This window comes from Rhizobium altiplani (assembly GCF_001542405.1).
Classification (GTDB): domain Bacteria; phylum Pseudomonadota; class Alphaproteobacteria; order Rhizobiales; family Rhizobiaceae; genus Rhizobium; species Rhizobium altiplani.
This window is the reverse complement of sequence record NZ_LNCD01000033.1, coordinates 176,482-192,060: the sequence shown is the minus strand read 5'-3', so window position 1 is coordinate 192,060 and position 15,579 is coordinate 176,482. Positions and strand designations below refer to the sequence as shown.

Sequence of the window (15,579 nt, the reverse complement as noted above, 5' to 3'; positions counted from 1 at the left end):
CCTTTCCATGCCGCATTTGTATTCACGCAAAGCGATCATCCCGGCCTTAGCGCTTGCCTTTGCATGCGTTGCAGCTTTTGCCCTGCTTTTGATCTTGCGCCCTCAGGTGCCTGGCGATCCCGAGCAAGCCAAGACGCTTGATGCCATCCTTTTCTGGAGCAGCCTCATGCCGCGGGCTGCGATCGCGCTGGTTTCGGGCGCAGCACTCGGTCTTGCAGGCGCACTTCTGCAGCGTATTCTGCGCAACCCGATAGCCGACGCCTCGACGCTCGGTATCGCTTCTGGCGCACAACTGGCTCTGACGCTTGGTTTGAGCTTCTCGCCCATCCTGGCCGGTGTCTCGCGCGAACTTGTCGCCTTCGCCGGTGGCCTTTGCGCCGTTGGCCTTGTGCTCGCCTTGAGCTGGCGCCGCGGTCTCGATCCGGTCACCGTTGCAATCTGCGGCATGATCGTCAGCATGGTTGCAGCCTCGCTCAGCGTCACGCTGATACTGGCGCGGGGCGAATATGCCATGTCGATCCATATCTGGGGCGCCGGTGCCCTCAACCAGCAGGATTGGACCGGCGTGGCTTCGCTTGCACCCCAGCTCGCTGCCGGCATGCTCGCCGCTCTGCTTCTCTTCAGGCCGCTCAATGTGCTTGCCCTGGACGATGAGAGCGCCAAGGGTCTCGGCGTTTCGCTCAACGCCGTAAGGTTCGCGGTCCTGATGATTGCCGTATGGCTTTCGGCCTCCGTTACGGCCACAGTCGGCATCATCGGTTTCCTCGGGCTTGCCGCACCCGCGGTTGCGCGGCTCTGCGGCGCTCGCACCACGCGTCAGGTGATGACGACGGCGCCCCTTGCCGGTGCTGCTGTGCTATTTCTGACTGATTGTCTGACGCAGCTGCTTGGTCCCGGCTTTTCCGACCTTGCGCCGACAGGAGCTGCTACCGCCCTCATCGGTGGCCCTCTGCTGTTGTTTTTGCTGCCGCGCGTGCACGGGCGGGCGGTTCCCACGTCAACGTCGAACGGGACCGCACGACGTCTGTCGCGACGGGCATTGGCGCTTCTGCTCCTCGGCGTCGCCTTTCTGGTTGTCTTCCTGGCTGTTCTTGTCGTTGGACCGACCGATGGCGGCTGGCAAATTGCCGTCGGCTCGCTGCTCTCAGATCTTTTGCCGTTCAGGCTGCCGCGGATTGTCGTGGCCGCCGGAACAGGCGCAATGCTCGGCGCGGCCGGCTTCGTCATGCAGCGCGTGACCGGCAATCCGCTCGCAAGCCCCGAAGTGCTCGGTGTCTCTTCCGGTGCCGGGGCTGGACTGACGGTGACACTGTTCGTATTCGCCTTCCCTTCTCCGGCAATCATGATCGCAGGCATGTCGCTTGGCGCACTCGTCTCGTTCCTGGCCATGATCGCTGTTGCGCGACGCGCTGGCCTATCAGCGGACGTACTCCTGCTTTCAGGCGTCGCCATCAGCGCTTTTTGCCTTGCAATCATCAGCGTGGTGCTTTCGCAAGGCGACATGCGAAGCTACATTCTTCTGACCTGGATTTCGGGCTCGACCAACCGCGCCGGCACGTTCGAAGCCTGGACCGCGATCATCTCACTGGCTGTTCTGACAGCACCGCTCTTCCTGATGACACGCTGGTTTGCCATCCTGCCGCTTGGCGCGGGGCTGGCGCGCGGTGTCGGACTTCGTGTCACGTCGACACGGCTTCTGCTCGCGGCACTTGCCGCTGCGATGACGGCGATCTCTTCCTTCCTCATTGGACCGCTGAGCCTGACCGGCCTGATCGCACCCCACTTGTCGCGGCTGATCGGCTTTCACCGGAGCCGCGACCATCTGCTCGCGGCCATGCTGATCGGCGCCGGTCTACTCGTACTGGCCGACTGGTTATCCCGCGTTATCATATACCCCTACCAGGTGCCCGTCGGCCTGTTCGCCGCGCTGATCGGAGGGCCATATCTTCTTTGGCTTCTCGGTCGAAAGGCACCGCTCGCCTCACTCTAAGTCGCTGCGGCGCTGCAACTCTGCCAAGAAAATCACTTGCACACGGCAACATCGACCAAGGCTACATTGCGTAACGGCAGGCTCGATGCATCCGCGCGCAAGTGTGGTGTTAGCCGTCGCCGCCAACCGATTGATTACCTGATGACTTCGATCACGCGATGGGTATGCGGATCAACGATCACACGTCGCTTGTTGACCACGGTGTAACCGTATGCATCGTTGCTGGGGATGGTGTGGATTTCTACCGAAGACGGCAATTCCGTCCCGACGACGATGTCGCCATCATAAACGACCGACGGAACCTCTTGTTCGGTTATGTAGGTCCGCACCTCGCCAGGCACGGTCACGACCGTGGTCTGAGCCGAAGCGGGACCGGCCAACAAAAGTCCTGTGATTGCCGCTGTCATGAGAGCTTTCATATCTACCTCCATGTGTGGAAAGGGGAACTCCCCTTTCACGTGAAGGTTCCCTCACGAAGAGCAGAGCCGATCGGCATTACTGAAGCGTTCGGCTTGCCTCGCCAGGGGGCACTTCGGCGGTCAGGAGAAGCTTGTCGATCCTGCGCCCGTCAAGATCGACGACCTCGAATCGCCAGCCGTTCATGACAAAGCTTTCGCCCACATCCGGCAGGTGCTTCATCTCCTCCAGCACGAGTCCGGCAACCGTCTGATATTCCCGGTCGTCCTCGACCCGGAAGCCCATGAAGTCCGCAAACTCGTCGATCGGCGTCCAGCCGGATACGAGATAGCTGCCGTCGTGGCGGCGAACGATGGCCTTCTCTCCGAAAGCGTCCTCCTGAACCGCGCCCAAGATTGCTTCCAGAATGTCGCCAGAGGTAATCACGCCTTCGAAGTGGCCATATTCGTCATAGACCAGCACCATGTGGCAGGGTGAGCGACGAATGGCTTGAATGACATCAAGCGAGCCTGACAAGTCCGACACAATCGGCACTTCCTTGGTGAGCGCGGCGATGTCGGCATGGCCGGACGAAGCCAGTGCGTCGTAGAAGTCCTTGGTCAAGAGCACCCCGATGATCTCATCGGAGCTGTTTCTGCGCACCGGCAATCGCGCCTGAACGCTCCGGCGGAGCTGATCCCGGATCTCATCGAAGCCATCCTCGACGTCGATCACCTCTACATCCCGGCGCGGGGTCATCAAGGCTCTGGCACTTCGGTCCGCCAGCCTCATGACGCCGGAAATCATCGCCGACTCTTCCGTCTCGATCACGCCGGCGCTCTGCGCTTCCGCCAGCACCGTCTTGATTTCCTCGTCGGTGACCATATCGGCCGACTTGCCCGATTGACCAAGAACACGAAGGATAATGCGGCCGGAGGCGTCAAGGAACCAGACCAGTGGGGCGGCCAGGCGAGACAGGAACATCATCGCCGGGGCGACCTTGCTAGCCACAGTCTCGGGTGCGCGAAGCGCGATCTGCTTCGGCACCAACTCACCGACGATCAGTGACAGGTATGTGATGGCGACGACGACCGAGCCGACCCCGAGCGCATCTGCCGCTGCCGGTGAAAGGCCGTGCGTGCCGAGCCAGCCGGCCAGTCTCGCACCAAGTGTCGCACCCGAGAACGCACCGGACAGAACGCCGACGAGGGTTATGCCAATCTGCACGGTCGACAAAAACCGCCCTGGCTCCTCGGCAAGTCGGATAGCAATGGCGGCCCCCCGGCTTCCCTGGTCGGCCAGCACTTTGAGGCGTGCGGGCCGCGAGGATACGACCGCGAGCTCCGACATGGCAAGGACGCCATTCAAGATGGTGAGAATGGCAACGATTGAAATCTCGAGAAGCAAAAAAGGAACCCTGTTATTTTCGAAACTACGCGAAACATAGGCATTCTCCCACAGAACACCAGCTGTAAGCCACTCGCGAATGAGGGTTTCTTGGCTTCTTACCGGATCGCTGGATTGCAGAAGCCGGGGCCGCCGCGTCCAATGGTGCCGAAAAGATCATTCGTTCTGCAAAAACTGCTGGGAACCCCAAGCCAGACTTAGCTTGCATCTCCGCCGGCGATGTGAGGCATCGCCAACGGATATCGGCGCCGAGGCAAGGTCCACGCGGGTCGACGAAGCCGAGCCTTTCGGCTGAGACCGTCACCCGCGTCTCCAAGCTCCCGAGCGCGCGGAGCGTCGCGCCATTGCACGCCTGGCGGCATAAGCACTGACGGCGACGAGGAACCCAATCAAAGCCAGCGCGATTAACAAGTGCAAATGAAGTTCCAGGCGTCCGATCAATACCTCAACGGCGTGTCCGGCCAGAAATCCGATCGCCGTTATCGCAACGCCCCAAACCAGTGCGGCGATCGCATTGAGGATAATGAACTTCCGTGTCGAGACGTTCGAGACGCCGATTGCAACGGGGCTGATCGTTCGCATGCCGTAGATGAAACGAAAGGCGAGGATAAAGCCCGTCGGATGCGCTTCGAGGAGCTGCTTCACTCTCGCGATCGGTTCCGATCCCAGCAGCTTTTGAACATGCGACCACTTGGTGGCGTAGCGACCTGACAAGAAGAAAAACTGGTCTGCAGCAAAGGATCCGAGACAGGCGGCCAGAGCGACCTGCCAGTAGGCAATAAGGTGCCGATGCGCGAGGACACCACCGAGAAACGCTGCCGTTTCCCCTTCAACACCGGCGCCGATAAAAACGGCCAAGACGCCGTACTCGCCAATCAGCCTCTCCAGCAATGCCTAGCCTCCGGCCGCAGAACAACCCGCAATCTGCCCTGAATTGCGTCTTGCAGCAACGTCGGCAGGCGTATGCGACGTCCAGAGCGCCAAGCGCCATCTCGCCACGTCTTGAGAATGTCATTGCAGCACAACGACACACTCACGCAACGCGCCAAGAATGTGTTAGCCTCATGAGAAGGCGGCTTTGGCCCAGCGGCTGGGGGAAGCGCGATGCAGGACAAAGATCCGAATGGCGCCAGAAAACCACCGGCCAGGAGCGTCCGGGGGAAGCCCCAGGCCGTATCCAGCGCGATCGAGCGCCGGATCGTTACTGCGCTTTGCTATGATCTGGTCGATTCAACTGAACTTTTCCACCGTATGGATCTCGAAGATTATCGCGAGTTGTTGTCCGCGTTTCAGGCAGCCGCCAACAAGTCGATCGTCGCGCATTCGGGTGTGCTTCGGGTGGAGGCTGGTGATGGTGGTCTCGCCTTGTTTCCGATTGATATCGGAGCGCGGGATGCCGCTTCCCTTGCTATTCGGGCTGGCTTGCAAATCACCGAGACCTGCAGGCGCGTTGGGGAGGCGGCCGGTCGTTCGGATCTGCAAGTTCGCGTCGGCATTGCCACCTCCGTTGCTCTCGTTCAGGAGCCTCAGAAGCAAAGCTGGACCCATGAGCCTGTTGTTGGCGTAGCACTTGCGCTCGCCACCCGTCTTGAGACCGTCGCTGCTCCAAACACCGTCTTCGTGTCTGACGAAACCTGCAGGCTAGCGGGTCGCTCGCACGCGTTCTCCTTCGAGGGCATCTGGAATCTCAAGGGGTTCGAAGCACCGGAACGAGCATGGCGCGCACTCGGTCACAAGAATGAAGTGGACAGGTTCTATGCCTTCGGGAGACTCGGCAGTCCTTTCGTGGGCCGCACCGATGAGCTGAGCACACTTTCGAAAGCATGGAAAAGCGTCGTTGCCGGGAGCGGGCAGACGGTCATTATCGAGGGGGACGCCGGCATCGGAAAATCCCGCCTTCTGCATGAGTTCCGCAGACTGACCCGCGCAGAGCGATCGAAATCCTTCTTCTTCCAATGCGTGCCCGGGGGCTTTCATTCGACGCTGCATCCTTTGGTCAACAGCCTTACCGGCATGCCCGAGACAGGTGGACAGTCGAAATTGACGGCCTCCGCAGTCGCCAGCCGGTTTCGGCGCAACGGCATAAGGGACAACGACATCGTCGAGCTCTTCTCCCACCTGCTCGGAGCCGAGGGGCGCAGCCAAAACCTCGCCGGCAGCAATCCCAAACTGATCCGGGAAAGAGCGCGACAAGCAATCTCGCGAGCGATGCGAGCGCTCTGTGAAAACGGGCCCGTTCTCTTTGTCGTCGAGGATGTTCATTGGATAGATCCGACTTCTCGAGATTTTCTGATTGAGACGGCCCGCAGCATCCTGGGACTGCCGATCCTGTTGATCGCGACCGCGCGTCCAGAGGCGACGATGGAATGGCCAGAGGACACCCGCCCAACTCGATTACCTCTAAAACCTCTCAATGCAGACCAGACGAGGCTTGCAATCGAGCGCAACTGGCCGCAGCACAGAGTGGCTGACTTCTCGGAGCTGGTTGAGATGACCGAGCGGATTTCGGGCGGCGTGCCGCTCTTCATCGAGCAGATATGCCAATGGGTGTCCGAGACCACGATTACGGGCGTCACGATGCCGCAAGCCGGATCGTCGACACATATCTCGACATTTGAAGAGATCCTCGAAGCGCGGCTCGGCAATCTCGGTCCGATCAGGGATGTGGCGCGCGCCGGAGCCGTTGCCGGCTCCCGCTTTACCTTGCCTCTTCTTCAGAGACTGCTTCCAGACTATGGCAAGAAGGCGCTGGCAAGCGCGGCAGATACGCTGTGCAACACCGGCTTCGTAACGCATGTGCGAGCCGGCGGGACCGTTACCTATGGTTTTCGCCATTCTCTGATCCAGGAGACGGTATACAAACTGCTGCTGCGGCGACAAAGCCGGGCACTTCATCGGCGCCTCTTCGACACACTGACCGAAGATCCCACGATTGCACCATGGATCGATGTTGGTGCCCGTGCCGAGCATGCCGAGCGTGCTGGTCTCAGGGAGACGGCCGTGGAACTGTTCATAGCGGCCGGTCAGGAGGCCGCGCGTCGTTCGGCCCTGGTTGAAGCTCGCCATCATCTCGAGCATGCCCTTTCAATCTGCGACGACCTGGATACGACCGAGCGGGTTGATCGACTTCGGCTGACGACCGTCATGGCATTGGGACCAGTGCTTACCGGTGCGATCGGCCTGAATTCGCCACCGGCGCGAAGGCTTTACGAAGACGGGGTGGAAATCGCCAATCGCCAGCCGCTGGAAGAGAAGTCGCGGTGGTTTCCTATCTACTGGGGATGGTGGCTGACGGGTTCCGATTTTTTGACGATGCACGAACGCGCCATGGAGGTTCAGATCATGCTGGCCGGCGTCCAGGACCCGGAGGTGCGCCTGCAGATGAACCATTGAATCTGGGCAATCGACTTCAACCTCGGACGTCACAGGGAAACGCAGAATGCTGTATGCGACGGCTTGGCTCTTTACGACACACAAAGGGCGACCGAAGCGCGAACGATCTACGGCGGTCACGATGCCTGTGCCTGTGGACTCGGCCAACTGGCACACTCGCTGTGGCTGACCGGCCAAACGCATGAATCAGACCGCGTACTTAGGCAGATGATCCAGTTCGTGAACGGCATTTCCCACCTGCCTAGCAAGGCACACTCTCTCGACGTAGAAGCTGTAGCGGCATTCTATCGCAATGATTACAACCGCTTGACAGCCGTTTCGGAAGAAATGTCTGAATTTGCCCAACAACACGAAATGCAGTCTTTGGCCGGACTTTCACTCCTATTCGGCGGATGGGCCGAGGCCCATCTTGGAAACGTCGCAAGCGGCTATGAGAGGTTTTGCAAGGGATTTGATCTTTTGGGAGAGCTCGGCACGGTCGTCGACCTGCCGATCTATCTTTCGATGCAGGCCGCCATGCTCGGTCTTGACGGCAAGGTCGATCGCGCCATCGAGGTTGCCAGCCAAGCGATACTCGAGGCAAGGGAAACCGGTCACGCCTATTGGCTTGCGGAATTGTACCGCGTTCGGGCCATGCTGCGCGCCCGCTCCGGCGCAATGCGCAACCTCGTCATGGAAGATTTGCATGTTGCTGCAGAGACCGCCCGAACGCAGGGGGCAGCCGCACTCCAGCGGAGAATAGAGCAGTCGCTCGAGGAGCTTGGCCTTGTTGTCGACCGGTGAACCCGACTGCGCTGTTGAGGGGGGTGACCTCTTCGACGAGTTTGCGGCAGAGGTCACCGCCAACAGGGGGGCATCGCTGGGCAGGGCTGACGTCGATCCGCCAGATGAGTACCTGCGAAGGCTCCTGCCAATCTGCCGGCATGCAGGAGTAACGCGCGTCGCAGACCTCACCGGCCTTGACCGGTTGGGGCTTCCCACGGTCCAGGCAATCCGTCCAGCTGCCCTTTCCGAGGTGACCTCGCTTGGCCGCGGTCGATCCATAGCTCATGCCGCCATCGGCGCGATCATGGAGACACTTGAGCGCCACTACGCCGAGTTGGTTCCCGCCACCAGCGCCGTCCTTGGAAGCGCCGATGAGTTAGCCATCCTGGAGGGCCTCTTCGATAGTCAGCTTGACGACCACGCAACATCGGCCTGGCGGTCGACACCAACCCTCTGGATCATGGGCCATGACCTCCGCCTCCGAAACACCCAAATGGTTCCTCTTGAACTTGTGCACACACGCTATACGGATCCGCCCCCGGATTTCGACGGGCTCTTCCTGCGCACCACCACCGGGCTTGCCTGCCATTCGACCTGGCATCAAGCGACCGCACATGCGCTCTTCGAGTGTATCGAACGCGACGCAATTGCCAGGGCGTTCGACACGCACGGCTTCTTCGACAGATACCGGCTTTCTCCCGAAAGCCTCGGTCCCGCCGTTGATCACCTGACCGCTCTTCTTGCACAACACAATATATCGGCCGGGTTCTGGCATGCTCCCTCCCCGACTGGCGTTGCCGTCGTCTGGTGTCAGACGATCGAACTCGGTGGCGATCATCCCGTGCTCGCATTGCCGACGGAAGGCTATTCGGCGGGGCAAGACCTCGCAGAAGCGGCAGAAAATGCCATGCGGGAGGCGCTGGCGGCCCGCGCCGGAGCTATCTCAGGCGCTCGCGACGATCAGACGACGCGACACTATCACAAGCGCGTCGACCGCATTGTTGCAAAGGCCCGGCAGCTCATCCTCAACCCGGGTTCTTTCACGCAAATCGTTGAAGCCCCTCCTGTTTCCAGCCTCCAGGATCTGCTCGACCGTATCGCGGACACCGAGCTTGGTCCCGTTCTTGCGGTTCCCCTGGGTTCGCATCCCGACGGGCCTGTTCGTTGCGTCAGAATGCTGATGCCCCGAGCCCGCCCGTTCAGCGTCGTGCGTTAGGAGGTCAAAATGAGTGCGGCAGATCAAGCGGGGCCGATACTGGTCTTTCTGGGGCCGACACTGCGACTGCCTGAGGCTCAGGCGGCACTTGACGCCGTTTACCTGCAGCCGGTGGCTCAGGGCGACATTTTGCTTGCCGCCCACGCATTTCGTCCAAGAGCGATGGTCATCATCGATGGACAGTTCGAAGACCGCCCATCAGTCCGACACAAGGAAATTTTGTGGGCACTTGCGCAGGGGATCGTCGTGATCGGAGCCGCAAGCATGGGAGCGCTTCGGGCTGCGGAGTTGGGTCCATACGGCATGATCGGCGTCGGACTGATCTTCCGGTGGTACAGGCGCTGGGTGCTGACCCCGGACGATGCCGTCGCCGTTCAGTCGGGGCCGGCCGAGTTGGGGTTCCCGCCGGTGACGGACGCATTGATCGATCTGCAAAGAACGTTCTCCCATCTGATGCGGCTCGGCCATATAAGCGCCGCTCAACGCGATAGCCTTACCGCAACTGCCCGGCGAATGAATTTTCGCGATCGATCCATTGACAGGATACTTCGCTCTGAGGGATGGGGGCGAGAAGAAATCGGCCGCCTGCGTCAGCAATTTGTCCGACAGAAGGGTCTTGACGCACTATTGGCTCTGAAAATCGCGCCCCGGTTGTCGTCAGAATCTATCGTCCATCACCCAACTGAAGCCTGGGTTGCAACGAATACTTTCATTCGTGATCTGCAAGCAACCAATATTGACATAGACTTAATTAATTATTACTAATTAAACGTAAAGTTGTTTCGACCTTTTAAGGGCGAGGCCAGCATGGATTTTCAGCCGAATGTTTCGCTGGTCTCTAACGAGGCCGGCACAGGAACGCGATTCTGGATTTTTCCGCAGCCTCCCTTCATCCCGGGCTACGAGCAGCCAGATCGCGTCTGGCTGTCTATCCTACCTGACCAGATTTCCCCGGGCCCGAGCGACGCCCGCATGTATGTGGCTGATCCGCTTTACAGCAAGGAGCCCTACGGGTTTTCGCGCCTGCCACCGTTTATCGGCGTCACGCGCCCGCCCGTGCATGCCGGGCCTGACGGTCATTTCGACAATCTCGATCCACTATCGCGGCCCTATCTCGGCGTGCATGCCTATGCCTGCATTCACCGTGTGCTCGAGATCTGGCAGAGTTACCTCGGCCATCCGGTTCATTGGTTTTTCGATGCCACGCTCCCCAGACTGGAGATCATCCCTTTGGTCGACTGGGACAACGCCCAGGCAGGCTACGGCTTTCTGGAACTCGGACGCTCTGATGCCGGTGGTACACCAAGACCTTACGCGCTGAATTTCGATGCGATCGCCCATGAAGTCGGCCACCTGATCATCTTTTCGGAAATAGGCATTCCGGTCGGAGCCTCCCGCGAGAGCGATTTCTTTCCCTTCTCGGAAGGCTTTTCCGACTGTGTATCGCTGATTACTTTTCTCTCCTTCGATTCCGCTATCGACCGTCTTTTGCGAAGGACAAAGGGCAATTTGCTGCTCTACAACGAGCTCAATCGCTTCGCCGAAACCAGCCCGGAAACCCAGATCCGCCTCGCGACCAATTTCAGGCGAATGTCGGAAGTCACACGCGACCCGCATGATCGGGCGCTACCTTTCGTCGGCGCCATGTTCGACACCATCGTTGAGCTTTATCATCGCAATCTGGTGGCCAATGGTTCTGCCGAGCCGCGCCTTCTTCGCGACGATTTGCGAAATCTGGCCCTCGACGAGTTTGATCGCTTCCGCGAGCTGACGGCGCAGTCTTTTCGGACAAGACCCCTGTACTTCCAGCTGGCCTTGGAGAAGGCTCGCGACGACGTCGGACGTGCGCTCGGCGCTTCACTAAAGACACTTGACGCTCGGACTTTGACATTCAACCAAGCCGCAAGGTCGATCGTTGACGCCGCCGATGGTGCCGTTGCGGAAGCTCTCAGAGCAAATTTTGCATGGCGTGAAATCATCTATTGAAGCAACCCGAAAGGAGAGGGCAATGAGCGACTGCTGCAGAAATCCAGACGTCGGAAAGTCTGGCCCGTACGACCCGAGTGAGGTGCGACTATACGGACGTCCTGCAACCGACTGCACCAAGGTTGACGTCCCTGAGGATCCTTCCCCTGACGAGGGGACGGACTGCACCGACAAGAGCAAAAGCGCGCCGAGCGTGAACATTTCGCTGCAGTATTGCCACAAGACAATGTGCCTGCCGATAGCAATAGGGCTGCCATGGCGCGGCTATGGAGACGGCTGCCAAGGCTATCTCAAGAGCATCGGCGTTATCTACGGCTACGCCTACGAAGGGCATTGCTACAAAATGCCGAAACCGGTGATCATGCTGCTGCCGGAGATGCCAAAGCCGATCGCATGGGACGATTGCGGCTGTGACTGCGGCTACTCGCCGGCGCTTGGCTACCATGTCTGGCAATTGGACAAAAGACAAAGTGCCGTCACACTCGATGTCAGGACGGACGATCTCCAGGCGCTCGTACTCGATGAAAACATGCCCGGAAGCAGATCGCCCCAGGCCTACTCGCACTCCATGTCCTTGGCACCCATGCGTGCGCGAGAGTAGTCATTTCGGTTTGCGGGTCGATTTGCCAAATGGCCTGTCTGCCTTGCCACCTCGCCCGCGGAACGCTATTTCGCGGTGCGGGCGATGTCCGGCTTGACCACGCAGCATGGGGAGAGTGGCGTGCAGACAGAAAAAATCGGCTTTATCGGAACCGGAGCCATCAGCGACGCCATGGTCCGGGGGCTGTTGACGAAGCCCGCCGCCGTCGCGCATGTGACGATTTCGCCTCGCAACGCCGAGATCGCCCAGAAATTGGCTGCGGACTTTGCGGAAGTCTCGATTGCCGCCGACAATCAGGCCGTCATCGACGCGAGCGACCTGGTTGTCCTGGCGGTACGCCCGCAAATTGCGAAGGAGGTTCTCGGCGGACTGACGTTCCGAAAGGATCAATCCGTTCTCAGCGTCATTGCAGCAACCGATCGCCAGGCACTTCTTGAATGGATCGGGGCGGATGTTCACCTCGTCCAGGCCATTCCCTTGCCTTTCGTGGCCGACCGCGAAGGGGTGACGGCCGTTTTTCCGCCAGATCCTCATGTTGCGTCGCTCTTTTCCGTTCTTGGTACGGCGGTCGAATGCGAGACGAAGGAGGAATACGACCTCTTGGCGGCGGCCAGCGCTCTGATGTCGACCGTCATGGGAATCATGGATATCTCGGCCACGTGGCTGGAACAGCGTGGCCTCGCCAAAGGCAAGGGACGCGCCTATATAGCGCCGCTGTTTGCCAGTCTCACGCAGACTGCGCTGCGCTCGGAAACCGTTCCACTCGAAGAACTCAGCAGCGAGTTTGCGACGAAGGGCGGCCTCAACGAACAGGTGCTGTCCGACTTCCAGAAAAACGGCGGGCGCGATGCCCTGATCTCGGCGCTTGACCGCGTCCTGGCGAGGATAAAGGGCGCCAAAGCCTGAAGGATCTAAATTAGAATGTCGGGGGTGTGCAGGCGCTGATGACCTCGCATGCAATCGGCCCGACGCATCGGAACCGGTGCGGTCGCCGGCTCTCGAAATAATAGGCATCGCCCGGCCCAAGGATCCGACGCTCGTCGTCAACAGTCACTTCGAGCCGCCCGGAAAGAACGATACCGCCCTCTTCCCCCTCGTGGACGAGGGAAACCTTGCCGGTGTCGGAGCCCGGCTGGTAGCACTCCTTCAGGATCTGCAGGCTGCGCCCGAACAGGCTTTCCCCAACCTGACGATAGGAGATCGGCCCCTTGCCGATCTCGACGAGTTCCTCTGCTGCGTAGAATGCCTTTCGCGGCCGCTCCGGTTCGAAGGCAAAAAACTCCGCCAGACCAATGGGGATGCCGTCAAGAATACGCTTCAATGCCCCGACGGAGGGGTTGGAGGAGTTCGACTCGATCAACGAGATCGTTGAATTCGTGACACCGGCGCGCTTTGCCAGTTCGCGTTGAGAGAGATTGTGCATCATCCTCAGATGACGAAGGCGGTTGCCGATATCGACGGACATGGGGCGCGTTTCACCTGTTGCGAATATCGAACATATTCAACGCATAGCCATAGATTTCAAGCGTTTACATGAGCAAAGAAAAGGACTTGTCCGTCGGCGCAAATCACCCAACATGTCGCCACGCACAATGGAGACTATAGCGGTGGACCAGATCAGCATTTCCAACCGGCCTTCCCTCGATAATTTCTGGATGCCGTTTACGGCAAACCGCCAATTCAAGACCGCACCCCGGCTGCTCGCCTCAGCCGAAGGCATGTATTACCGAGATATTGACGGCAACAAGGTGCTGGACGGCACGGCTGGCCTCTGGTGCGTCAATGCCGGCCACGGTCGCCGGCGCATCGCGGATGCCGTTGCTCGCCAGCTGCAGACGATGGACTTTGCACCGACCTTTCAGATGGGCCATCCCGTCGCTTTCGACTTTGCCGAAAGGCTCGCAAGGATCGCGCCGGGCGGCCCGGGCGCAAAACTCGATCGCGTGTTCTTCACCGGCTCCGGCTCGGAATCGGTCGATACGGCGTTGAAGATTGCGATCGCCTACCAGCGCGCCATCGGCCAGGGCACCCGCACCCGCATCATCGGTCGCGAGAAGGGATATCACGGCGTCGGCTTCGGCGGCATCTCGGTCGGCGGTCTCGTCAACAACCGACGCGTCTTCCCGCAGATACCGGCCGACCATATGCGCCATACCCTCGACATCGAGCGAAATGGTTTCTCCAAGGGGCTCCCGCAGCATGGGGTCGAGCTGGCCGACGATCTGGAGCGGCTGGTTGCGCTGCATGGCGCAGAAACGATCGCCGCCGTCATCGTCGAGCCGATGTCTGGCTCCGCCGGCGTCATCCTGCCGCCGAAGGGATATCTGGAGCGTCTGCGCGCTATTGCCGACAAGCATGGCATCCTCCTGATCTTCGACGAGGTCATCACCGGCTTTGGCCGGCTTGGGACGCCATTTGCGACCGACTATTTCGGTGTTGTTCCCGATCTTGTCACGACAGCCAAGGGTCTGACGAACGGCGCCATTCCGATGGGAGCGGTCTTTGCGCGCCGTAAGGTGTACGACGCCTTGATGGCGGGACCCGAGAGCCAGATCGAACTCTTCCACGGCTATACCTATTCCGGTCACCCGGTTGCCAGTGCTGCCGGCATTGCCACATTGGAGATCTACGAGGAGGAAGGACTGCTGACCCGAGCCGCCTCCTTGACCGACACCTGGCAGGAGGCTCTTCACTCCTTGAAGGGACTGAGGCATGTCGTCGACATCCGCAACCTCGGGCTCGTCGGCGCAATCGAACTTGCATCCCGCGACGGCGCGCCTGGTGCGCGCGCCTATGACGTCTTCGTCGACTGCTTCCAGAAGGGGCTGTTGATCCGTGTCACGGGCGATACGATCGCGCTTTCCCCGCCGCTGATCATTGAGAGCGGCGAAATCGGAAATATCGTCTCGATTCTGGGAGATGCCCTGAAACGAGCAGAATAGGACCGGCTCGGCGCGTTTCTGTTTGGCGGTCAACCGCCGAGCAGAAACGCAAGGCGTTGGGGTGAGGATTCCTGCCAAGCGCATGCGGCCGCGGTCAACATGTTCCGAAATGGTGCTTCGAACAGTTTGCTTTTTGATCCGGCCGGGATAAGGATCGCCTCATGTGATCAAGGAGCGTTCCATACCGATGTCGAAACCCCGGTTGAGAAGGGAAGCAGATCTCCTTCTGCATCGTGGGACCAGGGCTGCCAGTGGCGACTATCCAGTGAGCCGCGCGCGCAGGCCTGTCGCCGTGCAACGCCTGATCGGCGCGTTGGGAAACATCATGCTGTCCGACGCTGCTCCATTCATGGAGAAGTTTGTCGCGGGGAAAGTATTCCACCTGCTCCAGGAACCGGGCGCCATCGCAAACAAGCCGGCCACCTCTCTGCCGCTGGCTCCGCAATTGCAATTTGCGCTGCGCAATTTGGCTTTGACGGGTGAACCTTTCGCAGAGGTCGCTGCGGCCATCAACGACGTCGCCAAGAGCCTCGAATGGGTTGCGAGCAAAACCGGCCCGTTTGCCAGCATCAACATAGAACATACGCATGCGCATGCGGTCGTGGCCGGCATATCCGGCGTGGAAGAGCGCAGCGACGTGGCTCTCGGCCTCACCATCATGGCGCCTTACAGCCGTTTCCCTGACCACATACAGTATCGCTCCCGGGTCTTTCTGGCGCTGTCCGACTGCGAGTTCTCCTGCGATGACAAGGGCTGGCAGCGCGGTTCGATCGGTTCGATTTTTTTCAACGAAGCGGGGCACAATGTCGCGATGCGATGCACCGCACGTCCGCTCCTGGCCGCCTGGTGCCACGTCGAACGATAACTGACTGCTCTCTTGCAT

At 60.0% G+C, this 15,579-nt stretch carries 12 protein-coding genes and 1 pseudogene; 9 read left to right on the top strand and 4 right to left on the bottom strand.

Annotated elements, in window-relative coordinates:
* Window positions 1-7 precede the first annotated feature (7 nt).
* On the top strand, window positions 8-1,990 hold the full coding sequence (fhuB, locus tag AS026_RS06605; RefSeq protein WP_062369111.1) for a Fe(3+)-hydroxamate ABC transporter permease FhuB: 1,983 nt from the start codon (window positions 8-10) through the stop codon (window positions 1,988-1,990).
* Between the two features lie 134 nt (window positions 1,991-2,124).
* Here fhuB and AS026_RS06600 read toward each other — a convergent pair whose 3' ends face one another.
* The 3 genes from AS026_RS06600 to AS026_RS06590 all read right to left on the bottom strand — a co-directional run bounded on the left by AS026_RS06600 (window position 2,125) and on the right by AS026_RS06590 (window position 4,684).
* Complete coding sequence (locus AS026_RS06600) at window positions 2,125-2,409, bottom strand: DUF1236 domain-containing protein (protein WP_062369065.1); 285 nt, start codon at window positions 2,407-2,409, stop codon at window positions 2,125-2,127.
* A gap of 76 nt (window positions 2,410-2,485) precedes the next feature.
* Complete coding sequence (locus tag AS026_RS06595) at window positions 2,486-3,793, bottom strand: hemolysin family protein (protein ID WP_062369064.1); 1,308 nt, start codon at window positions 3,791-3,793, stop codon at window positions 2,486-2,488.
* Window positions 3,794-4,093: 300 nt separating this feature from the next.
* Window positions 4,094-4,684, bottom strand: a complete 591-nt coding sequence (locus AS026_RS06590) for a DedA family protein (RefSeq protein WP_062369063.1) — start codon at window positions 4,682-4,684, stop codon at window positions 4,094-4,096.
* A 213-nt stretch (window positions 4,685-4,897) separates the two neighbouring features.
* Here AS026_RS06590 and AS026_RS06585 point away from each other — a divergent pair.
* The 6 genes and pseudogenes from AS026_RS06585 (at window position 4,898) to AS026_RS06560 (ending at window position 12,660) form a co-directional block, all read left to right on the top strand.
* A pseudogene (locus AS026_RS06585) lies at window positions 4,898-7,969 on the top strand (AAA family ATPase).
* Window positions 7,956-9,167: a YcaO-like family protein gene (locus AS026_RS06580; RefSeq protein WP_062369062.1), complete on the top strand. Its 1,212-nt coding sequence runs from the start codon at window positions 7,956-7,958 to the stop codon at window positions 9,165-9,167. Before AS026_RS06585 ends, AS026_RS06580 begins: the two are co-directional and overlap by 14 nt.
* A gap of 9 nt (window positions 9,168-9,176) precedes the next feature.
* On the top strand, window positions 9,177-9,932 hold the full coding sequence (locus AS026_RS06575) for a TfuA-like protein (protein WP_062369061.1): 756 nt from the start codon (window positions 9,177-9,179) through the stop codon (window positions 9,930-9,932).
* Window positions 9,933-9,974: 42 nt separating this feature from the next.
* Window positions 9,975-11,153, top strand: a complete 1,179-nt coding sequence (locus AS026_RS06570) for a gluzincin family metallopeptidase (RefSeq protein ID WP_062369060.1) — start codon at window positions 9,975-9,977, stop codon at window positions 11,151-11,153.
* Window positions 11,154-11,175: 22 nt separating this feature from the next.
* On the top strand, window positions 11,176-11,754 hold the full coding sequence (locus tag AS026_RS06565; RefSeq protein WP_062369059.1) for a hypothetical protein: 579 nt from the start codon (window positions 11,176-11,178) through the stop codon (window positions 11,752-11,754).
* 120 nt (window positions 11,755-11,874) lie between these two features.
* On the top strand, window positions 11,875-12,660 hold the full coding sequence (locus tag AS026_RS06560; RefSeq protein ID WP_205634451.1) for a pyrroline-5-carboxylate reductase: 786 nt from the start codon (window positions 11,875-11,877) through the stop codon (window positions 12,658-12,660).
* 10 nt (window positions 12,661-12,670) lie between these two features.
* Here AS026_RS06560 and AS026_RS06555 read toward each other — a convergent pair whose 3' ends face one another.
* Window positions 12,671-13,219 (bottom strand): cupin domain-containing protein, encoded by a 549-nt coding sequence (locus AS026_RS06555; protein ID WP_062369057.1) that lies wholly within the window; start codon window positions 13,217-13,219, stop codon window positions 12,671-12,673.
* Between the two features lie 142 nt (window positions 13,220-13,361).
* Between AS026_RS06555 and aptA the strand changes: the two genes are divergently transcribed.
* Together aptA and AS026_RS06545 are read left to right on the top strand one after the other, a co-directional pair.
* Entirely contained in the window at window positions 13,362-14,696 is a 1,335-nt protein-coding gene (aptA, locus tag AS026_RS06550; RefSeq protein WP_062369056.1) for an omega-aminotransferase AptA, read from the top strand.
* 187 nt (window positions 14,697-14,883) lie between these two features.
* Window positions 14,884-15,561, top strand: coding sequence for a dimethylsulfonioproprionate lyase family protein (locus AS026_RS06545; RefSeq protein ID WP_062369055.1), 678 nt, complete (start codon window positions 14,884-14,886; stop codon window positions 15,559-15,561).
* The last annotated feature ends 18 nt before the right edge of the window (window positions 15,562-15,579 follow it).

Bases quoted from the DNA above. Each gene is read 5' to 3' on its own strand.
- AS026_RS06565 (WP_062369059.1), top strand. From the start codon at position 11,176: ATGAGCGACTGCTGCAGAAATCCAGACGTCGGAAAGTCTGGCCCGTAC.
- AS026_RS06575 (WP_062369061.1), top strand. From the start codon at position 9,177: ATGAGTGCGGCAGATCAAGCGGGGCCGATACTGGTCTTTCTGGGGCCG.
- AS026_RS06600 (WP_062369065.1), bottom strand. From the start codon at position 2,409: ATGAAAGCTCTCATGACAGCGGCAATCACAGGACTTTTGTTGGCCGGT.
- AS026_RS06555 (WP_062369057.1), bottom strand. From the start codon at position 13,219: ATGTCCGTCGATATCGGCAACCGCCTTCGTCATCTGAGGATGATGCAC.
- AS026_RS06545 (WP_062369055.1), top strand. From the start codon at position 14,884: ATGTCGAAACCCCGGTTGAGAAGGGAAGCAGATCTCCTTCTGCATCGT.
- AS026_RS06570 (WP_062369060.1), top strand. From the start codon at position 9,975: ATGGATTTTCAGCCGAATGTTTCGCTGGTCTCTAACGAGGCCGGCACA.
- fhuB (WP_062369111.1), top strand. From the start codon at position 8: ATGCCGCATTTGTATTCACGCAAAGCGATCATCCCGGCCTTAGCGCTT.